Source organism: Amorphoplanes friuliensis DSM 7358 (genome assembly GCF_000494755.1).
In the GTDB taxonomy this organism is placed as follows: Bacteria; Actinomycetota; Actinomycetes; order Mycobacteriales; family Micromonosporaceae; genus Actinoplanes; species Actinoplanes friuliensis.
In genome coordinates this window covers 79,060-93,569 of record NC_022657.1, presented here as the reverse complement: position 1 = coordinate 93,569, position 14,510 = coordinate 79,060, and the positions used below count along the sequence as shown (strand labels likewise).

The window sequence follows — 14,510 nt, the reverse complement described above, 5'->3', positions numbered from 1 at the left end:
ACACCCCCGTTCTGCTTGCTGTGATCAGGCGCCGTACGGCGGCGGCGGGGGCTGACGCCGCGTGGTCTCGCGGTACTCCTCGACAACCTCACCGTCGCGGTACGCGGGGTCGTTGCTGACAACCGGCCGCTGCGTCTGCACGACGGCCGGACGGCGACGGCTGTTCCAGTACCAGATCGTGACGACGAGGCCGATCAGTCCGGCCAGCATCAGCACGTAGCCGACAACGTTGATGTCCAGTCCGCTGATGTCCGCGTTCACGGCGAACGCGAGGATCGCGCCCAGCGCGAGTAGGAAGATACTTCCGCCGATGCCCATTGGTGGCCTCCTTGGCTCGTGGCTGCCGCACCGAGCCGCGGCAATACGTCGATGGGGTGTGTCCTACCCAGGCGACGCGACGCTCAATCAGGCAAGCTGATCGCATGACCGTTCGCACCCTCGTGCTCCTGCGTCACGCCAAGGCCGAGACCCCCGGTGAGCTGCCCGACTTCGATCGTCACCTCACCGCGGCGGGCCGTTCGGCGGCTGACGCGGCCGGCTCCTGGCTGGCGGACGAGCGGCTGCGTCCGGGACTGGTGATCTGCTCGACGGCCGCCCGGACCCGGGAGACGTGGCAGGGCGTTTCGGTCGCCATGGCCCAGGCGGATCCCGACGCGCACTCACCCGAGGTGCATTACGAGCAGAGCCTCTACGACGGCGGGCGCACCGAGGTCATCGATCTGCTCCGCGCCGTTCCGGACACCGTGCACACCGTGCTGGTCATCGGCCACAACCCGACCATGTCCGACGTGTCCATCCTGCTGCGCCCGTGGGAGGAGAACGCCGTGCTGGAAAGCTTGAAGACGTCCGGTCTGGCCGTACACCGGGCCGAAGGAAGCTGGTCGGACACCGAGCCGGGCTCGCTCCCGCTGGTCCTGGCCCACACCGCCCGCGGATAGAAAAAGGCCGGCGGACATCGTTGTCCGCCGGCCTTTTGCCTTACCCAGAGATCAGAAAGCCTCTTCGGCGAGATCCATCACGTCGAGGGTGGTGTTCTCGATGATCCGGCGGTCCGAGCCGATCCGGGGCAGGATCTCGCGGGCGAAGAACCGCGCCGCCGCCACCTTGCCCTCGTAGAAGGTCTTGTCGGCCGCGCTGATCTCGGTGCCCAGCGCCTTGAGGGAAGCCTCGGCACCGCGCAGCAGCAGCCAGGAGACCACCACGTCGCCGAGCGCCAGCAGCACCCGCCGCGACGTGAGACCCACCTTGTAGAGCTCGCGGGTCTCGCCGCCCTGCACGGCCTGCAGCCAGCCCATCTGGATGCCCAGGATGGTCTGCATCTCGCCGAGCGCACGGCCGAGCGAAGCACGCTCGACCTTGAGCTGGCCGTTGCCGGCCTCGGTGTCGATGAACTCCTGCATCTCGGTCGCGAGTGTCGCCAGACCCTGACCCTGGTCCTTGACGATCTTGCGGAAGATCAGGTCGAGGCTCTGGATCGCCGTCGTGCCCTCGTACAAGGTGTCGATCTTGGCGTCGCGGACGTACTGCTCCAGCGGGTAGTCCTGGAGGAAGCCCGAGCCGCCGAAGGTCTGCAGCGACTCGTGACCGAGCAGCTCGTAGGCCCGCTCGGAGCCGACACCCTTGACCAGCGGCAGCAGCAGGTCGTTGACCCGGCTGGCGGCCGCGACGGCCTCGGTGTCACCGGCGGCCTCGGCGATGGCGACCTTGTCCTGCCAGGTCGCCGTGTAGATCACGAGAGAGCGCAGACCCTCCGCGTACGCCTTCTGCAGCATCAGCGAGCGGCGGACGTCCGGGTGGTGCGTGATCGTGACCCGCGGCGCGGCCTTGTTGGTGTTCTGCACCAGGTCCGCACCCTGTACGCGGTTCTTCGCGTACTCGAGGGCGTTGAGGTAACCCGTCGAGAGGGTGGCGATCGCCTTCGTGCCGACCATCATCCGGGCGTACTCGATGATCATGAACATCTGCCGGATGCCCTGGTGCACCTCGCCGAGCAGCCAGCCCTGGGCGGGCGTGCCGTTCTCACCGAAGGTCATCTCGCACGTGTTGGAGACCTTGAGGCCCATCTTGTGCTCGACGTTGGTCGCGTAGACGCCGTTGCGCTCGCCCAGCTCGCCGGTCTCGCCGTCGAAGTGGTACTTCGGCACGATGAACAGCGAGAGGCCCTTGGTGCCCGGGCCGCCGACACCCTCGACGCCGACCGGACGGGCCAGCACGTAGTGGATGATGTTGTCGCTGAGGTCGTGTTCACCCGAGGTGATGAAGCGCTTGACGCCCTCGATGTGCCACGAGCCGTCGGCCTGCGGGATCGCCCGCGTGCGGCCGGCGCCGACGTCGGAGCCCGCGTCGGGCTCGGTGAGCACCATCGTCGAGCCCCACTGCTTGTCGACGAAAAGGCGCGCCCACTTCTTCTGCTCCTCGGTGCCCTCGACGTCCACCACGTGCGCGAACGACGGGCCGGACGAGTACATCCAGACCGGGGCGTTGGAGCCGAGGATCTGCTCGGCGATCGCCCACCACAGAGCGCGGGGCGCAAACGTGCCGCCGAGGCTCTCCGGAAGGTCGAGGCGCCAGAACTCGGAGGCCATGAAAGCCGCGTACGACTTCTTGAACGACTCCGGCAGGTCGGCCGTGTGGGTCGCCGGGTCGAACCGCGGCGGGTTGCGGTCGGCGTCGGTGTAGCTCGCCGCCAGGTCCTCGCGGGCGAGGCGGTTCACCTCGGCGAGCACGTCACGTGCGGTGTCCGCGTCGATGCCCTCGAACGGCGCCTGGCCGAACGCACGATCAGCCCCGAAGACCTCGAAGAGGTTGAACTCGAGGTCACGCAGGTTGCTCTTGTAATGGCTCATGTGTTCTTGGCCCCGCTCTCCGGACGCGAGTTACCCGTCAGTAACACCCACTGTATTACCCACGGGTAGGGCCCGACAAGTCCGCTTCGATCATTTGCTGTCCGTCGTCTTGGGGGTCAAACGTCTCCGATCGGGTGGGAACCGGGACAACCGTTCGGCCATTTGCAAGCCACCACGCCGCGCAGACGTATCGACGGGCTCAGCGGGTCGTTGCTCCGGATGTACGTGAAGGACGTACGCCGACCCGGGGAGGTCCTGATGTTCGCCACGATCAAAAGTCTGATTCCCGAGCCTCGCCAGGCGGACCAGCCGCGTCACTACGTGGGACGGCACCGGCAGCCCGAGACGATCGCTGCTCGCGCCACGGTCGCCGTGATCCCCGCGCCGTCGCCCGCACCGGAGGCGACACTCGCACCCGCACCACCGGCCACGCCGGCGGTGGACGAACCCGGCGGCGACAAGAGCTAGCTACCGGCCGCGCCGACTTCCCAGCTCGGCATCCCCACGGTCGCACCGCCGTCGGGACCGCCGTACTCGAGCAGCACCAGGGCGATGTCGTCCTCGAGCTGCCCGTGCACCCAGTCGACCAGCGCGGTCTCCAGTGAAGCCAGGCCGTCGCCGACCGTACCGTGGCCCAGCAGCCGCCACGCCCGGTCGGCGGTCGGGAAGAACTCTCCCTCGCGGCGCGCCTCGCCCAGGCCGTCCGTGAAGAGCAGGAGCCGGTCGCCGGGCTCGAGCCGCTCCACGCGCGGCCGGGCCACCGGCATGAAGCCCAGCGGCGGTGCCGGCGCGGGCGGATCCAGTGCGATGACCTGACCACGGCGCAGCAGCAGCGGCGCCGGATGTCCACAGTTGACGATGGTGAGCGTGCCACCGCGCTCCTCGACCAGCGCCGCGGTCACGAAGTCCTCGTCACCGACGCTGCGAGCCACGGCCCGGTCCAGGTCCGTGACGATCGCGCGCAGGTCGGCCCGTTCGAACGCCACATGCCTGTACGACCCCAGCACGATGCTCGCCAGGCGTACCGCGTCGAGCCCCTTGCCCCGCACGTCGCCGATGATGATCCGTACGCCGTACGGGGTGTCGAGGGCCTCGTAGAGGTCTCCACCGATGTCCGCCGCGGCCGACGCCGAGATGTAGCGGCCCGCCACCGCGAGGTTGCCCACCTGCGGGCCGAGCGGCCGCAGCACGGCCTGCTGGGCGACGGCGGCGAGTCGCAGGAGCTCAGCGATCCGGTCGGCCTGACGCTGCCGCACGGTCGCGACCGCCGCGGCGATGGCGGTGGCCAGCATGATGCCGGCGACGTTGACCAGACCGACGGTGTCGAACCGCGCGTCCGCACCGGCGAACGCCATGCCCACGACCGTGGCCAGCGCGCCGACCACCAGCACCGTCTGCCAGTAGGCGAAGACGGCCGCCAGGAAAGGCACCGCGGCGTAGAGCCCGACGAAGTTGGCCTGGGGGCCGTCCGCCAGCTCGACCGCCGAGACGACCACGAGCATCACGAGGGCCGCGCCGAGTCCGGCGCGGGAGGCTGGGCTGAGCGGGCCGCGGCCCGACGGAAACTTAGGCATGGGTACGCCGAACAGCATGCCTGATCGACGTGGGCGACTGCATCAAGTTGACCCCTAGTCTGAGCAGGTTCTGCCCACTCGGCGGTAGGGACCCGCACCCCCGATGACACCATGACAGATGTGGCTTCCGACCTGCGAGACCGGCTGCGCGCCGGATTCCGTTGGACCGACCCCGGTCCGGGCACCGATCTGCTCGTCAGCGACCGTTCCGGCTGGTGGCGGGACCCGCTGGTGCTCGACGGACTGGGTCCGGGACTGGCCGGACTGTTCGCGGGATCACAACCGACCGTGGTGGTCTCGCCGGAGGTCACCGGCTTCCTGATCGGCCCGCTCGTGGCCCGGGCGCTCGGCACCGGCTTCGTGGAGGCGTACAGGGCGGGGGCGCGCCGGCCGATCGCCGAGCCGATGACCTGGGCCGCGGTGCCGTCCGATCACCGCGGTGACCAGCAGCATCTCGGCGTGCGCACCCACCTCGTCGGCCCGGCGGATCGCGTGTTGATCGTGGACGACTGGGCCGCCACCGGCGCCCAGGCCAGGGGGCTCACCAGCCTCCTGGGTCTGCTGGGTGCGCAGGTCATCGGCACGGCGGTGATCGTCGACGAGTGCAACCCGGCGATCTCGGCCGAGCTGAAGATCCGAGGACTGCTCACCGGCGACGATCTGAGCTGAGCACCGGTAGGTACTGAGTAGCGCTACTCAGGAACCGGGCCGCCCCGCTCACCACGATGGACCGCATGACCAAGTTCTTCTTCGGTAACTGGACCACCCGCATCTACCTCTTCGCCGTCGCGGTGGCCGCGGTCATCCTCATCGGCGGCAACCTGGCCACCGGCGACCATGAGCCGTCCTTCGCCGGCATCTACCTGATCGGCCTGACCGCGCCCGTCTCGGTGATCTTCGCGCCGTACTTCCTGCTCGGCGAGGGCTGGCTGGCCGTGGCGATGCTCTGGCTCAGCGTCCTCGCCGGCCTCCTGCTCAACACCCTGCTGATCAACACGATCGTCGGCGAGGTCGGCAAGCTCCGCACCCGCCGCGCCTGAAACCCGCTTCACCGCCCGGCCCCGACCACGTGCTGGTGGGACCGTCCGGCGAGCCTGTGCTGATCGACATCGAGGCCGCGATGTTCTACGACGTCGAATGGGAACACGCGTTCCTGGAACTGCGCTTCGGGCCGCACTACCCGGCGCTGCGGACCGTCCCGCTGGACCCGGCCCGGCTGTCGTTCTACCGGCTCGTGCAGTACCTGTCGCTGGTCGCCGGGCCGTTGCTACTCATCGACGGCGACTTCCCGAACGCGCAGGTGATGCGGGACATCGCCGAGGACAACGTGCGTCGTGCCCTCGGCGAAGTCCACAGTGGTTAGTTCTTCCAGTCCGCGAGCACACCCCGGGTGGGCGTCCAGCCCGTGGCGGCGTACTCGGCCAGGCCCTGCTGCAGGTAGGGGTCCGGCGCCATCAGCTCGCGGGCCTCGGCCTCGGTGTCGACGTTCAGCAGGATGACCCCGCCCGCGGGCGGGTTCTGCCGGCCCGCCGAGACGAGCACACCGGCGCTCTCGAGCTCACCGACAAACGCGAGGTGCGCCTCACGGGCCTGGTCGACCTGGTCCAGCGGGGCGAGATAGGTCGAGATCATCAGGTACACGGCGGTGTTCCTCTCAGACGCGGAATGCTCACCGCGATCGTACGAGCATTCCTAGCGCTGCTGGACCGCCACCGCGGTGGTGGTGTCCTCGATGACGTCGGCAAACTCCGGGTTCACACCCGGCTCGCCGTCCGCCTCGACCATGAGGAGGTAGGAGTCGACCGGCAGCTCTTCGAGGTGCAGCACACCGGTCGTGGTGCAGCCGGTCTTCAGGTAGCGGTCACCGATGGCCTCGACGCAGAAAGCAGCCAGCGGCTCGCTGGTGTCCCGGCCGAGCAGCGTGATGTCCAGAGCGCCGGTCGGGAAGAGCGACTCGTCCACCACGGTGGTCTGCCCGTCGCGGACCGTGAACCATGCACCCCGCGTCTCCCGCGTCGCCTTCGGCACCCACTGCTCGGACATCGTCTCCGGGAAGTAGAAGCCGACGCGATAGCGCCCGGCCGGCAGCGGCGTCAGGGTGTAGTGCCCGGACTCGTCGGTGCTGACGAGCGGCAGGGTGTCGTTCTTGCCGGTCGACGAGGAGACGAGGACCCGGACGCCCGCGACCGGGACACCCTTCGCCGAGGTGAGCGTGCCCTCGATCGTGCCGCCCGACACGGCCGCGGCAGGCGCGGCTTGAACGGGCGAAGCGGAGAAGACAACAGCGGCGAGCACAGCAACGGACGCGGAGAAGAAGCGCAGACGGAACACGGTGTCCTTCCGGATAGGCATCGACGAACACCGTAGTGATCAAGCGCTGGTGATGCTGCCCCGAGTCCGCGAACGCGGATGATAACGGACAATGCTGATAAAATGGGAGTATGAGCATTATTTCCCTCCCGAGCAGGCGGCAGGTGGCCGCGACGGCCGCCGTCGCCACCGCACTTGCCGGCTTCGCCGTGAACACCCCCGCGAGCGCCTCCACCCACCGGCCGTGCTCGATCGTCAAGCACAGCACCACCACCGGCGTAACCAAGATCGGTGGCGCCACCGCCACGGTCGGCACCGACGGCATCAAACTGACCACCACCAGGTCGACCAACGTCGACAAGGTGTCCTGGCAGACGGCGATCCGGCCCGTCCTCGCGAGCACCGTCAACGAGGTCAGCTACGAAACCGTCAAGCTGGACACGACAGCCGGCGACAACACCATCGTCAACGACGCCGCCGTCCCCGCGTACCACATCTACGTGAAAACAGCGGCCGGCGCCGGCGTCCTGATCTTCGAGCCGTACTACTACCTCGGCACGATCGGCGGCGGCAACCCGCAGCGCAAGGTCCGCACCGAGTGGAACGTCCTCGACGGACCCCTGTGGACGTCCTCCACCACGATCGCCGGCCTCCCCAAGACCGCCGGAGGCCCCGCCACAAAAACCTTCGCCGACGTCGTCCGCGACAACCCCCGCATGACCGTCACCGGCATCGGCTTCGGCCTCGGCACCTACAACGCCGGCGTCACCACGATCCTCGACGAGCAGCGCTTCGCCACCACCCGCGACTGCAGCGAACACCAGTGGTCGACCGGATTCCGCACCGGCAACTGGTGGCCGGGCCGCCTCCGCTGACCCACACCCTGACGAACCGGCCGAGCCTTCGGGCTCGGCCGTCGTCGTTTCTGCTCCACCCCGACCGGCCAAGCCTCAGGCCAGGCGGCCGAGCTCAGTGCACATTGGGGAGCACGGAGCTGGCAGGGTGGGGGTGGCTGGTTATGAGCCGCCAGGCGATTGGCCGCGCCCGCCCGGTCTCGGCGGGAGCGACGATCAGGGACATGCAACCAGGCACGACATGAAATTGACCTTGCCGTTGACCTGGTTTCAGGCGGTCGGCCAGGTGCGGAAGTTGTGGTGGCTGCGGCTCTGGGTAGGGCCTCGCTGGCCCTGGTAGCGGGAGCCGTAGACGGCCGAGCCGTAGGGGTGTTCCGCCGGGGAGGACAGGCGGAAGATGCAGAGCTGGCCGATTTTCATGCCGGGCCAGAGCTTGATCGGGAGATTGGCCACGTTGGACAGCTCGAGGGTGACGTGGCCGGAGAAGCCCGGGTCGATGAAGCCGGCGGTCGAGTGGGTGAGCAGGCCGAGGCGGCCGAGGCTGCTCTTGCCTTCGAGGCGGCCGGCGAGCTGATCGCCGAGGGTGATCACTTCAAGGGTCGAGGCCAGCACGAACTCGCCGGGGTGCAGGACGAACGGCTGGCCGTCGACGACCTCGACCTGGGCGGTGAGGTCGTCCTGCTGCTCGGCCGGGTCGATGTGCGTGTAGAGGTGGTTGTTGAACACGCGGAAGAAGCGGTCGAGCCGGACGTCGATGCTGGACGGCTGCATCAGCTCCGGCTCGAACGGCTCCAGAGCAAGGTTTTCCGACTTGATCTCGGAGACCAGGTCACGGTCGGAGAGCAGCATCGCCACACCATACCGACCTGCTTTAAGGTGCGTGTTCGGTGGTCGTCTCGTACATATGTTCGATATGATGTTCGCATGGCTTCCTGGTCCGAATTTGCCGCCGCTGAGCCCGAGCTCGCCTCGGCCATCCGCGCGCTGCTCCAGCAGTACGGTCCCGGCATGGGCTACCTCGCCACGGTCCGTGCCGACGGCGGCCCACGCGTGCACCCGGTCTCCCCGGTCGTCACCGACGAGGGGCTCTACTGCTTCGTGGTCGACTCGGCAAAACGCCGTGACCTGGAGCGCGACGGGCGTTACGCCCTGCACTCCTACCCACCTGAGGAAAGCGACGACGAGGCTTACGTGGCGGGCCGCGCCCACCCGGTGACCGACCGCACCGTGATCGCCCGGCTCTCCGATGCCCTGCGCGCCTCACCGATGGTCGACTGGCGGCTGTTCGAGTTCGACATCGACACCGCCATGGTCCGCCGCCACGGCCCGGCGGGCGCACTCCCCCTAGCCATGACCCTGCGCCACCCACCAATCACCCAGACGTGGCACGACCAGGCCCGCAGCTCAGGCCGCCCCCTGGTCGCCGCCACCGGATAGCAGGCCGCCGGCCGGGCACCGCGACCTGCGTCCGCGGGGAGCTGCCAGGCTGGGAGGGAGCTGGGCCGCACCACGCCCGGCCGGCGTCTTGCCCTCGGGGCGGCTACGCCACGACGCCCGCAGATCGGGTACAGTGGGGCCGCTCGCGGGTGTAGTTCAATGGCAGAACATCAGCTTCCCAAGCTGACAGTGCGGGTTCGATTCCCGTCACCCGCTCATCCCGGGATCCCTCTGTCCGCAGAAAGCGCGGATGGGGGGATTTCGCCATTCTGGCCTGGGGGCCGAGCCCCCAGACCCCCACGGTGCGGTGGTCGCTCGACCCGCGCCGGGGGCGCTGGTCGTCACTCCCTTGCTCGCATCAGGCGACGTCGGTTGTCATGACAGTGGCGCTGAATCTGCAGGCTGCGTGATGAGCGCTCATCAGGCGCCTCCTTGAGGATCGGGCTCGCGAAGATTTGCGAGCGCGGTGCCGCCTGGGACGATCCGCTAGAGCGAGCGCCTCAGCTGTTTTGTGCTCTGCTGTGTGCGGTCAAGCGGCGGCTGAGTTGTGGGGGCGGAAGGCGATGTCGAGGTCTGCGTCCAGAGCCGCAGCTAGGCGAGCCAGTAGAGGCACGGTCGGGGTGGCTCCGCCGGACTCCAGACGGGAGAGCTGGGGCTGTGTCATGCCGGCACGGTTCGCAAGGTCGGCCTGTGTCATTGCCAGTTCGGTGCGCCGGTCGTGAACCATCTGCCCGAGCAGTAGTGCCGCACGGGCCTCCTCGTACGCGGCGACGTGCTCGTCGGCTCCGGTACGTTCCCAGCGGGTGTGACGTGTGGTCATCGTCTGTCTCTCCCGTTCGTCAGCGCCATTTCCGGTCGTAGATCTCCGTAGCGGGAGCGTGCGCCTCATGCTGCGACTCGCAGACCTGCTGGGCGGCGACCGCCCGTGCGACTTCAGCCCGTTCGATCTGCCTGGTCTTGCGGAACACCGTCAGCAAGACTGCTCGCGCACCCGAGGCTAGCCAGTAACTGATCCGGACGGCGGAGCGGTCCAGGTGAAACCGCAGCTCACGTGTCTTACCGCTGAGATGTCGCGAGTATGGCTCGCCGAGCGTCTCGGCTCGTTCGGCGAGGATGTCCGCCATGGCTTCGACCCTTCGCGTAATCCCTGAGCCGCAACGTCTCGAGCCAGTTCCGCACCTCGGGTTCCAACTCGACGTCGTAACGGCTGGTCATTCGACGAGCATATACCGTCCTTGGTATGTCGGCTAGCTCGTGAACAGGACTTCCGTGGTGGTGGAGTGAGCGGGCACCGAGCACTGCAGCTAGCTTTGTCGCCCTTCTGGGCCGGTCGGGCTTGCGGCGGGTCGCCTTCATGGGCGGCGATGTCGTACCCGGTCTTTAGGTTGCGATCGTGAGTTTTGAGGAGTTGCGGCGGCAGTCGCTGGGGGCCGCGTTGGGTGATATTCGTCGGGCGCGGGTTGCGTTTGATGATGTTGCCGCGTGGGTGGCCGTTGTTGGGGACAGTCCGGAGGATCCGCTGGGGGCGGACGTCTGGGTGTTCGATGCGGGCCTGTCGCAGGTTTTGCTGGTGCAGCATCCGTGGCGAGGTTGGGTTGCGCCCGGTGGGCAGGTCGAGCCCGGTGAGACGCCGCGTGACGCGGCACGTCGGGAGCTTTTCGAGGAGACCGGGGTGGAGGCCGAGCTTTTCGACCAGCCGGCCGGTGTCAACGTTCGCTCGTATCACCCTGAGAGGCCGGCGAGCCTGAGTTTGTCCTATGCCGCGATTGTGGACTCGGCGGTTCCGCTGGTGGGCGAGCCTGGGCAGCCTGCCGCATGGATGAAGCTGGATCAGTCGTGGGAGAGCTGCTTTCCCGAAGACGTGTCGCGGATCCGGCAGCATGCGGAGTGGTTGGCCGGTGGTGGGCGGATGTAGTGGTACGAGGATGGACCACTGTTGGGCGGTGGGGGGTTAGCGTCGTTTTATGACGCCTCGACGTAGCGGTGATACCTCGGTGGGCGGACTCATCCGGGCCCGGAGGCTGCTTCGCGGGTGGAGCGTCCGGTACGCCGCCAGCCGCGCTGGGGTTTCGCATGCCACCTGGAGTCGGATCGAGCGTGGGCTGCAGGCGGCTGACAACCGGTTCATGGTGGCGGACATCGCCGGGGCGTTGGAGTGTTCGCCTGCCGATCTGGTGAGCACCGAGGTGCCGGCACCCGATCGGGTGACCAAGGCGGCGCGGGCGCGGGTCCTCGGGCTGCGGCGCGCGTTGATCGATATCGACCTGAGTGAGGCGCCGGCTGGGGCCGCGTTGCCGATGGTCGAGTTGAGTCGTGGGGTTGCGCTGGTTGATGCGCTGCATCAGGCCTGCGACTACGCCGGTGCGGCGCGGCTGCTTCCCGGGCTGCTGAGTGACCTGCACACCGAGACGGCCGGGCCGGACCGGTACGAGGCACTGCGGTTGCTCTGTGATGCCACCTCCAATGCGTCCTCGGTGCTGAGGAGCCTCGGGTATCCCGCCGACGCTTTCCTGGCTGCCGAGCGGTGCCGGGATGCGGCCGACGCGGCCGGTGATCCGGTTCTGCAGGGGCACGCGGCTTACATACTGGCCAGGGCGGCCACGGCCTGCGGGTCGTACCAGCGGGGGCAGACCATCGCCGAGCGGGCCATCGACGACCTCGGCCGGCACATTGCCAGGCCCGGCGGGCCCGAGGCGCTCGGCTCGTTGCACCTGGTCGCCGCGTTGGCCAGCCGGTGCCGGGAGCGGCTCGACGACAGCCGGGAGTGGCTCGACGAGGCTGCGGAGCTGGCGCAGCGTACGGGTGAGACCGACACGATGGGCATGTTCTTCGGGCCCACCAATGTGGACATCTGGCGCATGAGTATCGAGGTCGACGACGGTGACCCGGGCCGGGTGGTGGAGATCGCCCAGCGGACCGATCCGGCAACGATCCCCGCGGGTGTCCGGCAGGTCTTCTACTACGCCGACACCGCACGAGCACTGGCCCGCATCGGCGGACGCGACCGTGAAGCGATCCGTTTCCTGCTCACCGCGGAGCGGATCGCGCCGCAGCACGTCCACACGTCGGCCGAGCTGGCGGAGACGACCCGGGCCCTGCTCGACCGCTCCCGCCGGCAGGCCGGCGGGAGCGAACTGCGCGGGTTGAGCGAACGGATGCAGGTCAGCTCGTAGGGACCACATCGGCCGGGCGCTTGACCTTGACCTTCAGGCCGTAGTCGGACAGCTCGATCGTGGTGTCGAACCGGCCGGTGTCCAGGCGGCCTTTGGCTGTTGACCGCCACGTCGTGGTGAGGGTCATCCGGGCGATCCGGCCGTCGGAGTTGAGAGCGACATCGCCCGTCGTGGTCGCGTACTCGAAGTGGAAGGTGCCGTCGGGGTTTTCGCTGGTGGTGGCGTTGGCCTGGGACAGGGCCTTGAACAGCGCGGCCGGGTTGGGGGCGGCTGCGCCGACCACGGCATCACCGTTCCCGAAGAGTGACAGGCTCTTGTGCTTGCCGGGGTACTGGCCGTAGCGGCCGTACTTCTCGCCGCGACCCTTGTCGGCCGGAAGTTTGCCGAGGGGTGGTTCGCCGCCGATGTAGCGCGTGCCGTTGACCATGATCTCGGTGGTCACGGAGTCGTCCTGGGGCACCCGGAAATAGCCCGAGGCGGTTCGCGGGTCGAAGGCGCCGTCGCCGACGCGGGAGCCGGACTTCAGGTGGATGCGATAGCTGATGTTGTCGCTGGCCGTGGCCGCGTTCGCCAGACGCATCGACGCCGGCGCCGCCTGGACGACTGCGGGAGGTTCGGCGGCGCCACCACCGAGGGAAAGGCCGGCGGCCAGAGCACCGGCGAGACCGGCGGCGCCCAGGGCGTACCCGATCCGGATGGTGGTGGTGCGGCGCTGGTGGCGGCGGGTGGCGCGGTCGAGGATGTCGGTGGAGAGGGCGAGCCCGTCCACCTGGTGGTGCATGCTCTCCGTCAGTCGTGCTTCCAACTCAGTGGTCATCGTCCCGTCCCGTTCAGGGTGGCGTGGTGGAGGTCCCAGGTGGAGGTCAGCTCGCGCAGGCGGGCAAGGCCCCGCGACGCTGTCGATTTGACGGTGCCCACGGAGCAGCCCAGCTCCGCGGCGGTTTCCGGCTCGGTGAGCTGCTCCCAGTAACGGAGGACGAGCACCGCTCGCTGCCGGGGTGAGAGCTGAGCCAGCGCCATGATCAGCGCGTCCCGGAGGTCCAGGGCGTCGGTCGCGTCGGGGCCGCCCGGTGGCTCGTGGCCGAGGAAAACCTCCGGCCGCCGTCGGCGGTGGCGCCACTGGTCGATCGCCAGGTGGTACATCGTTCGCCGGAGGTACCGCTCGCGGTCCTCGCGCACCCGGCCCCAGGACCGCATCAGTCGTTCCAGGGCCGCCTGCAGCAGGTCTTCACCCGCCGCACGGTTACCGGTGAGCAGGACCGCGGTGCCGAGGAGGGCGTTGCCCCGCTCGGCTATCAGCGTGTCCAGGCCGTCGAATCTTCGGCTCCGCACCATGCTGCTCCTTTCGTCGCGAACAAGACGACGGCAGCACACCGATGGTTGTCGGAGCCGGACGGAAATTACCGCAAGGAACTCAGTTGATGGTCAGGTACACGTTGTCGATCTGGCCGGCGAACTGGTCGTTGCCCTTGTTCGGGCCTTTGCCGCCCACACGCAGCGGTTCGGCGTTCGCGATCGAGAGGGTGGCGGGGACGGGGACCGAAGCACGTTCGACGCCGTCCACGACCATGGTCAGGCGGTTGCGGCTGCGGGCGCACATCAGGTTGTGCCACCGGCCGTCGGCGACGTCCATGAACGGTTCGGCGCGGTAGATGCGGGCGCGGCCGGCGATGACGCAGCTGGGGTGGCCCTGTTTGTGGTCGACCTGGAGCTTGAACTGGCTGACGCCGCCGACCGAGTAGCCCTTCTGGAAGACGTTCGCGCCATCGGAGAGGTCCGCGTGGGTCATCAGGACCGACGCGCCGTACTGCATGGGACGCGTGCCCGGGTTGAGGCGGTCGTCGCGGAGGCCTTCGAGGATGGCGCGGGGGCAGCGGCGTTCCCGGGTCAGGGTGCAGCGGGCCGGGTACTTCACCGCGAGGCCCTTGCCTTGCGGGACGAGGCGCAGGGTGCCGCCGTTCTGGGCGAGGGGACGAAGGGCGTACGCGCCACCCAGGTCGGTGATCGGCTGGTGGATGCCGCCGTCGAAGGTGTATCGGACTGCGACCGGCGCCGCCGCGATGCCGACCTGGCCGGCGCCTCCGCGCTGCTGATGGGCGGCAAACCCACTGGTCACGCCGGTCAGGACGCCGGCGGAGGGCCGGGGCTGAAGGGCGACGTACTGCGGGCTGATGTGGGGCTTGGGGGTGAACTGCGTGACGGCGAGCAGGCCGGCGCCGAGTGCGGCGGCTGCGACCAGCACGCCGAAGGGGCTGACGCGCGGGCGTGCGCTTCGCGAAGACCGTCGGTTGTCGAACATGCCGCTATTGTCCGGAT

General features: G+C 68.7%; 20 protein-coding genes and 1 tRNA gene. 10 read left to right on the top strand and 11 right to left on the bottom strand.

Features of this window, described 5'->3' with window-relative positions; all coding sequences use genetic code 11:
- Positions 1–24: 24 nt before the first annotated feature.
- On the bottom strand, positions 25–318 hold the full coding sequence (locus AFR_RS00455; protein WP_023357321.1) for a DUF6458 family protein: 294 nt from the start codon (positions 316–318) through the stop codon (positions 25–27).
- A 104-nt stretch (positions 319–422) separates the two neighbouring features.
- Here AFR_RS00455 and AFR_RS00450 point away from each other — a divergent pair, with 104 nt between their 5' ends.
- On the top strand, positions 423–938 hold the full coding sequence (locus AFR_RS00450) for a SixA phosphatase family protein (RefSeq protein ID WP_023357320.1): 516 nt from the start codon (positions 423–425) through the stop codon (positions 936–938).
- 51 nt (positions 939–989) lie between these two features.
- Here the strand turns inward: AFR_RS00450 and AFR_RS00445 are convergent, their stop codons facing one another.
- Positions 990–2,846, bottom strand: a complete 1,857-nt coding sequence (locus AFR_RS00445) for an acyl-CoA dehydrogenase (RefSeq protein ID WP_023357319.1) — start codon at positions 2,844–2,846, stop codon at positions 990–992.
- Positions 2,847–3,104: 258 nt separating this feature from the next.
- Between AFR_RS00445 and AFR_RS00440 the strand changes: the two genes are divergently transcribed.
- Positions 3,105–3,314, top strand: a complete 210-nt coding sequence (locus tag AFR_RS00440; RefSeq protein ID WP_023357318.1) for a hypothetical protein — start codon at positions 3,105–3,107, stop codon at positions 3,312–3,314.
- On the opposite strand, the gene AFR_RS00435 is transcribed toward AFR_RS00440, so the two are convergent.
- Complete coding sequence (locus AFR_RS00435; protein WP_023357317.1) at positions 3,311–4,438, bottom strand: PP2C family protein-serine/threonine phosphatase; 1,128 nt, start codon at positions 4,436–4,438, stop codon at positions 3,311–3,313. The genes AFR_RS00440 and AFR_RS00435 overlap by 4 nt on opposite strands.
- A gap of 102 nt (positions 4,439–4,540) precedes the next feature.
- Between AFR_RS00435 and AFR_RS00430 the strand changes: the two genes are divergently transcribed.
- The 3 genes from AFR_RS00430 (at position 4,541) to AFR_RS00420 (ending at position 5,783) form a co-directional block, all read left to right on the top strand.
- On the top strand, positions 4,541–5,089 hold the full coding sequence (locus AFR_RS00430; protein WP_023357316.1) for a phosphoribosyltransferase family protein: 549 nt from the start codon (positions 4,541–4,543) through the stop codon (positions 5,087–5,089).
- A 65-nt stretch (positions 5,090–5,154) separates the two neighbouring features.
- Entirely contained in the window at positions 5,155–5,460 is a 306-nt protein-coding gene (locus tag AFR_RS00425; protein WP_148307830.1) for an SCO4225 family membrane protein, read from the top strand.
- Positions 5,461–5,495: 35 nt separating this feature from the next.
- Positions 5,496–5,783, top strand: coding sequence for a hypothetical protein (locus AFR_RS00420; protein ID WP_148307829.1), 288 nt, complete (start codon positions 5,496–5,498; stop codon positions 5,781–5,783).
- Here AFR_RS00420 and AFR_RS00415 read toward each other — a convergent pair.
- Together AFR_RS00415 and AFR_RS00410 are read right to left on the bottom strand one after the other, a co-directional pair.
- On the bottom strand, positions 5,780–6,052 hold the full coding sequence (locus tag AFR_RS00415; protein ID WP_041841625.1) for a YciI family protein: 273 nt from the start codon (positions 6,050–6,052) through the stop codon (positions 5,780–5,782). The genes AFR_RS00420 and AFR_RS00415 overlap by 4 nt on opposite strands.
- A 60-nt stretch (positions 6,053–6,112) precedes the next feature.
- Entirely contained in the window at positions 6,113–6,772 is a 660-nt protein-coding gene (locus AFR_RS00410) for a carboxypeptidase-like regulatory domain-containing protein (protein ID WP_041840479.1), read from the bottom strand.
- A gap of 89 nt (positions 6,773–6,861) precedes the next feature.
- On the opposite strand from AFR_RS00410, the gene AFR_RS00405 reads away from it, so the two are divergent.
- A complete protein-coding gene (locus tag AFR_RS00405; RefSeq protein ID WP_148307828.1) occupies positions 6,862–7,605 on the top strand; it encodes a hypothetical protein in 744 nt (247 codons plus the stop codon).
- Between the two features lie 249 nt (positions 7,606–7,854).
- On the opposite strand, the gene dcd is transcribed toward AFR_RS00405, so the two are convergent.
- Positions 7,855–8,433, bottom strand: coding sequence for a dCTP deaminase (gene dcd, locus AFR_RS00400; protein WP_023357310.1), 579 nt, complete (start codon positions 8,431–8,433; stop codon positions 7,855–7,857).
- 75 nt (positions 8,434–8,508) lie between these two features.
- Here dcd and AFR_RS00395 point away from each other — a divergent pair, with 75 nt between their 5' ends.
- Complete coding sequence (locus AFR_RS00395) at positions 8,509–9,021, top strand: pyridoxamine 5'-phosphate oxidase family protein (protein WP_023357309.1); 513 nt, start codon at positions 8,509–8,511, stop codon at positions 9,019–9,021.
- A 145-nt stretch (positions 9,022–9,166) separates the two neighbouring features.
- Positions 9,167–9,237: transfer RNA gene (locus AFR_RS00390), tRNA-Gly, on the top strand.
- A 313-nt stretch (positions 9,238–9,550) separates the two neighbouring features.
- Here AFR_RS00390 and AFR_RS00385 read toward each other — a convergent pair.
- Both AFR_RS00385 and AFR_RS00380 read right to left on the bottom strand, forming a co-directional pair.
- Positions 9,551–9,841 carry a helix-turn-helix domain-containing protein gene (locus tag AFR_RS00385; RefSeq protein WP_023357308.1) on the bottom strand — a complete coding sequence of 97 codons (291 nt, stop codon included), beginning with the start codon at positions 9,839–9,841 and terminating at the stop codon, positions 9,551–9,553.
- 19 nt (positions 9,842–9,860) lie between these two features.
- A complete protein-coding gene (locus tag AFR_RS00380) occupies positions 9,861–10,145 on the bottom strand; it encodes a type II toxin-antitoxin system RelE/ParE family toxin (protein ID WP_023357307.1) in 285 nt (94 codons plus the stop codon).
- 269 nt (positions 10,146–10,414) lie between these two features.
- On the opposite strand from AFR_RS00380, the gene AFR_RS00375 reads away from it, so the two are divergent.
- Positions 10,415–10,936, top strand: coding sequence for an NUDIX domain-containing protein (locus tag AFR_RS00375; protein WP_023357306.1), 522 nt, complete (start codon positions 10,415–10,417; stop codon positions 10,934–10,936).
- A 49-nt stretch (positions 10,937–10,985) separates the two neighbouring features.
- A complete protein-coding gene (locus tag AFR_RS00370) occupies positions 10,986–12,194 on the top strand; it encodes a helix-turn-helix domain-containing protein (RefSeq protein WP_041840478.1) in 1,209 nt (402 codons plus the stop codon).
- Here the strand turns inward: AFR_RS00370 and AFR_RS00365 are convergent.
- From AFR_RS00365 to AFR_RS00355, 3 genes are all read right to left on the bottom strand, one after another.
- Positions 12,184–13,011 (bottom strand): hypothetical protein, encoded by an 828-nt coding sequence (locus AFR_RS00365; protein ID WP_148307827.1) that lies wholly within the window; start codon positions 13,009–13,011, stop codon positions 12,184–12,186. The genes AFR_RS00370 and AFR_RS00365 overlap by 11 nt on opposite strands.
- On the bottom strand, positions 13,008–13,526 hold the full coding sequence (locus tag AFR_RS00360) for a SigE family RNA polymerase sigma factor (RefSeq protein ID WP_238547216.1): 519 nt from the start codon (positions 13,524–13,526) through the stop codon (positions 13,008–13,010). Before AFR_RS00360 ends, AFR_RS00365 begins: the two co-directional genes overlap by 4 nt.
- 82 nt (positions 13,527–13,608) lie before the next feature.
- Positions 13,609–14,493 carry a LamG domain-containing protein gene (locus tag AFR_RS00355; RefSeq protein WP_023357302.1) on the bottom strand — a complete coding sequence of 295 codons (885 nt, stop codon included), beginning with the start codon at positions 14,491–14,493 and terminating at the stop codon, positions 13,609–13,611.
- Positions 14,494–14,510: the final 17 nt, after the last annotated feature.

What these genes read in the sequence shown, in the direction of transcription:
- AFR_RS00455 (WP_023357321.1), bottom strand. Translation starts at nt 318, where the DNA reads ATGGGCATCGGCGGAAGTATCTTCCTACTCGCGCTGGGCGCGATCCTC.
- AFR_RS00450 (WP_023357320.1), top strand. Translation starts at nt 423, where the DNA reads ATGACCGTTCGCACCCTCGTGCTCCTGCGTCACGCCAAGGCCGAGACC.
- AFR_RS00445 (WP_023357319.1), bottom strand. Translation starts at nt 2,846, where the DNA reads ATGAGCCATTACAAGAGCAACCTGCGTGACCTCGAGTTCAACCTCTTC.
- AFR_RS00440 (WP_023357318.1), top strand. Translation starts at nt 3,105, where the DNA reads ATGTTCGCCACGATCAAAAGTCTGATTCCCGAGCCTCGCCAGGCGGAC.
- AFR_RS00435 (WP_023357317.1), bottom strand. Translation starts at nt 4,438, where the DNA reads ATGCTGTTCGGCGTACCCATGCCTAAGTTTCCGTCGGGCCGCGGCCCG.
- AFR_RS00425 (WP_148307830.1), top strand. Translation starts at nt 5,155, where the DNA reads ATGACCAAGTTCTTCTTCGGTAACTGGACCACCCGCATCTACCTCTTC.
- AFR_RS00415 (WP_041841625.1), bottom strand. Translation starts at nt 6,052, where the DNA reads ATGATCTCGACCTATCTCGCCCCGCTGGACCAGGTCGACCAGGCCCGT.
- AFR_RS00410 (WP_041840479.1), bottom strand. Translation starts at nt 6,772, where the DNA reads ATGCCTATCCGGAAGGACACCGTGTTCCGTCTGCGCTTCTTCTCCGCG.
- AFR_RS00405 (WP_148307828.1), top strand. Translation starts at nt 6,862, where the DNA reads ATGAGCATTATTTCCCTCCCGAGCAGGCGGCAGGTGGCCGCGACGGCC.
- dcd (WP_023357310.1), bottom strand. Translation starts at nt 8,433, where the DNA reads ATGCTGCTCTCCGACCGTGACCTGGTCTCCGAGATCAAGTCGGAAAAC.
- AFR_RS00395 (WP_023357309.1), top strand. Translation starts at nt 8,509, where the DNA reads ATGGCTTCCTGGTCCGAATTTGCCGCCGCTGAGCCCGAGCTCGCCTCG.
- AFR_RS00385 (WP_023357308.1), bottom strand. Translation starts at nt 9,841, where the DNA reads ATGACCACACGTCACACCCGCTGGGAACGTACCGGAGCCGACGAGCAC.
- AFR_RS00380 (WP_023357307.1), bottom strand. Translation starts at nt 10,145, where the DNA reads ATGGCGGACATCCTCGCCGAACGAGCCGAGACGCTCGGCGAGCCATAC.
- AFR_RS00370 (WP_041840478.1), top strand. Translation starts at nt 10,986, where the DNA reads ATGACGCCTCGACGTAGCGGTGATACCTCGGTGGGCGGACTCATCCGG.
- AFR_RS00365 (WP_148307827.1), bottom strand. Translation starts at nt 13,011, where the DNA reads ATGACCACTGAGTTGGAAGCACGACTGACGGAGAGCATGCACCACCAG.
- AFR_RS00355 (WP_023357302.1), bottom strand. Translation starts at nt 14,493, where the DNA reads ATGTTCGACAACCGACGGTCTTCGCGAAGCGCACGCCCGCGCGTCAGC.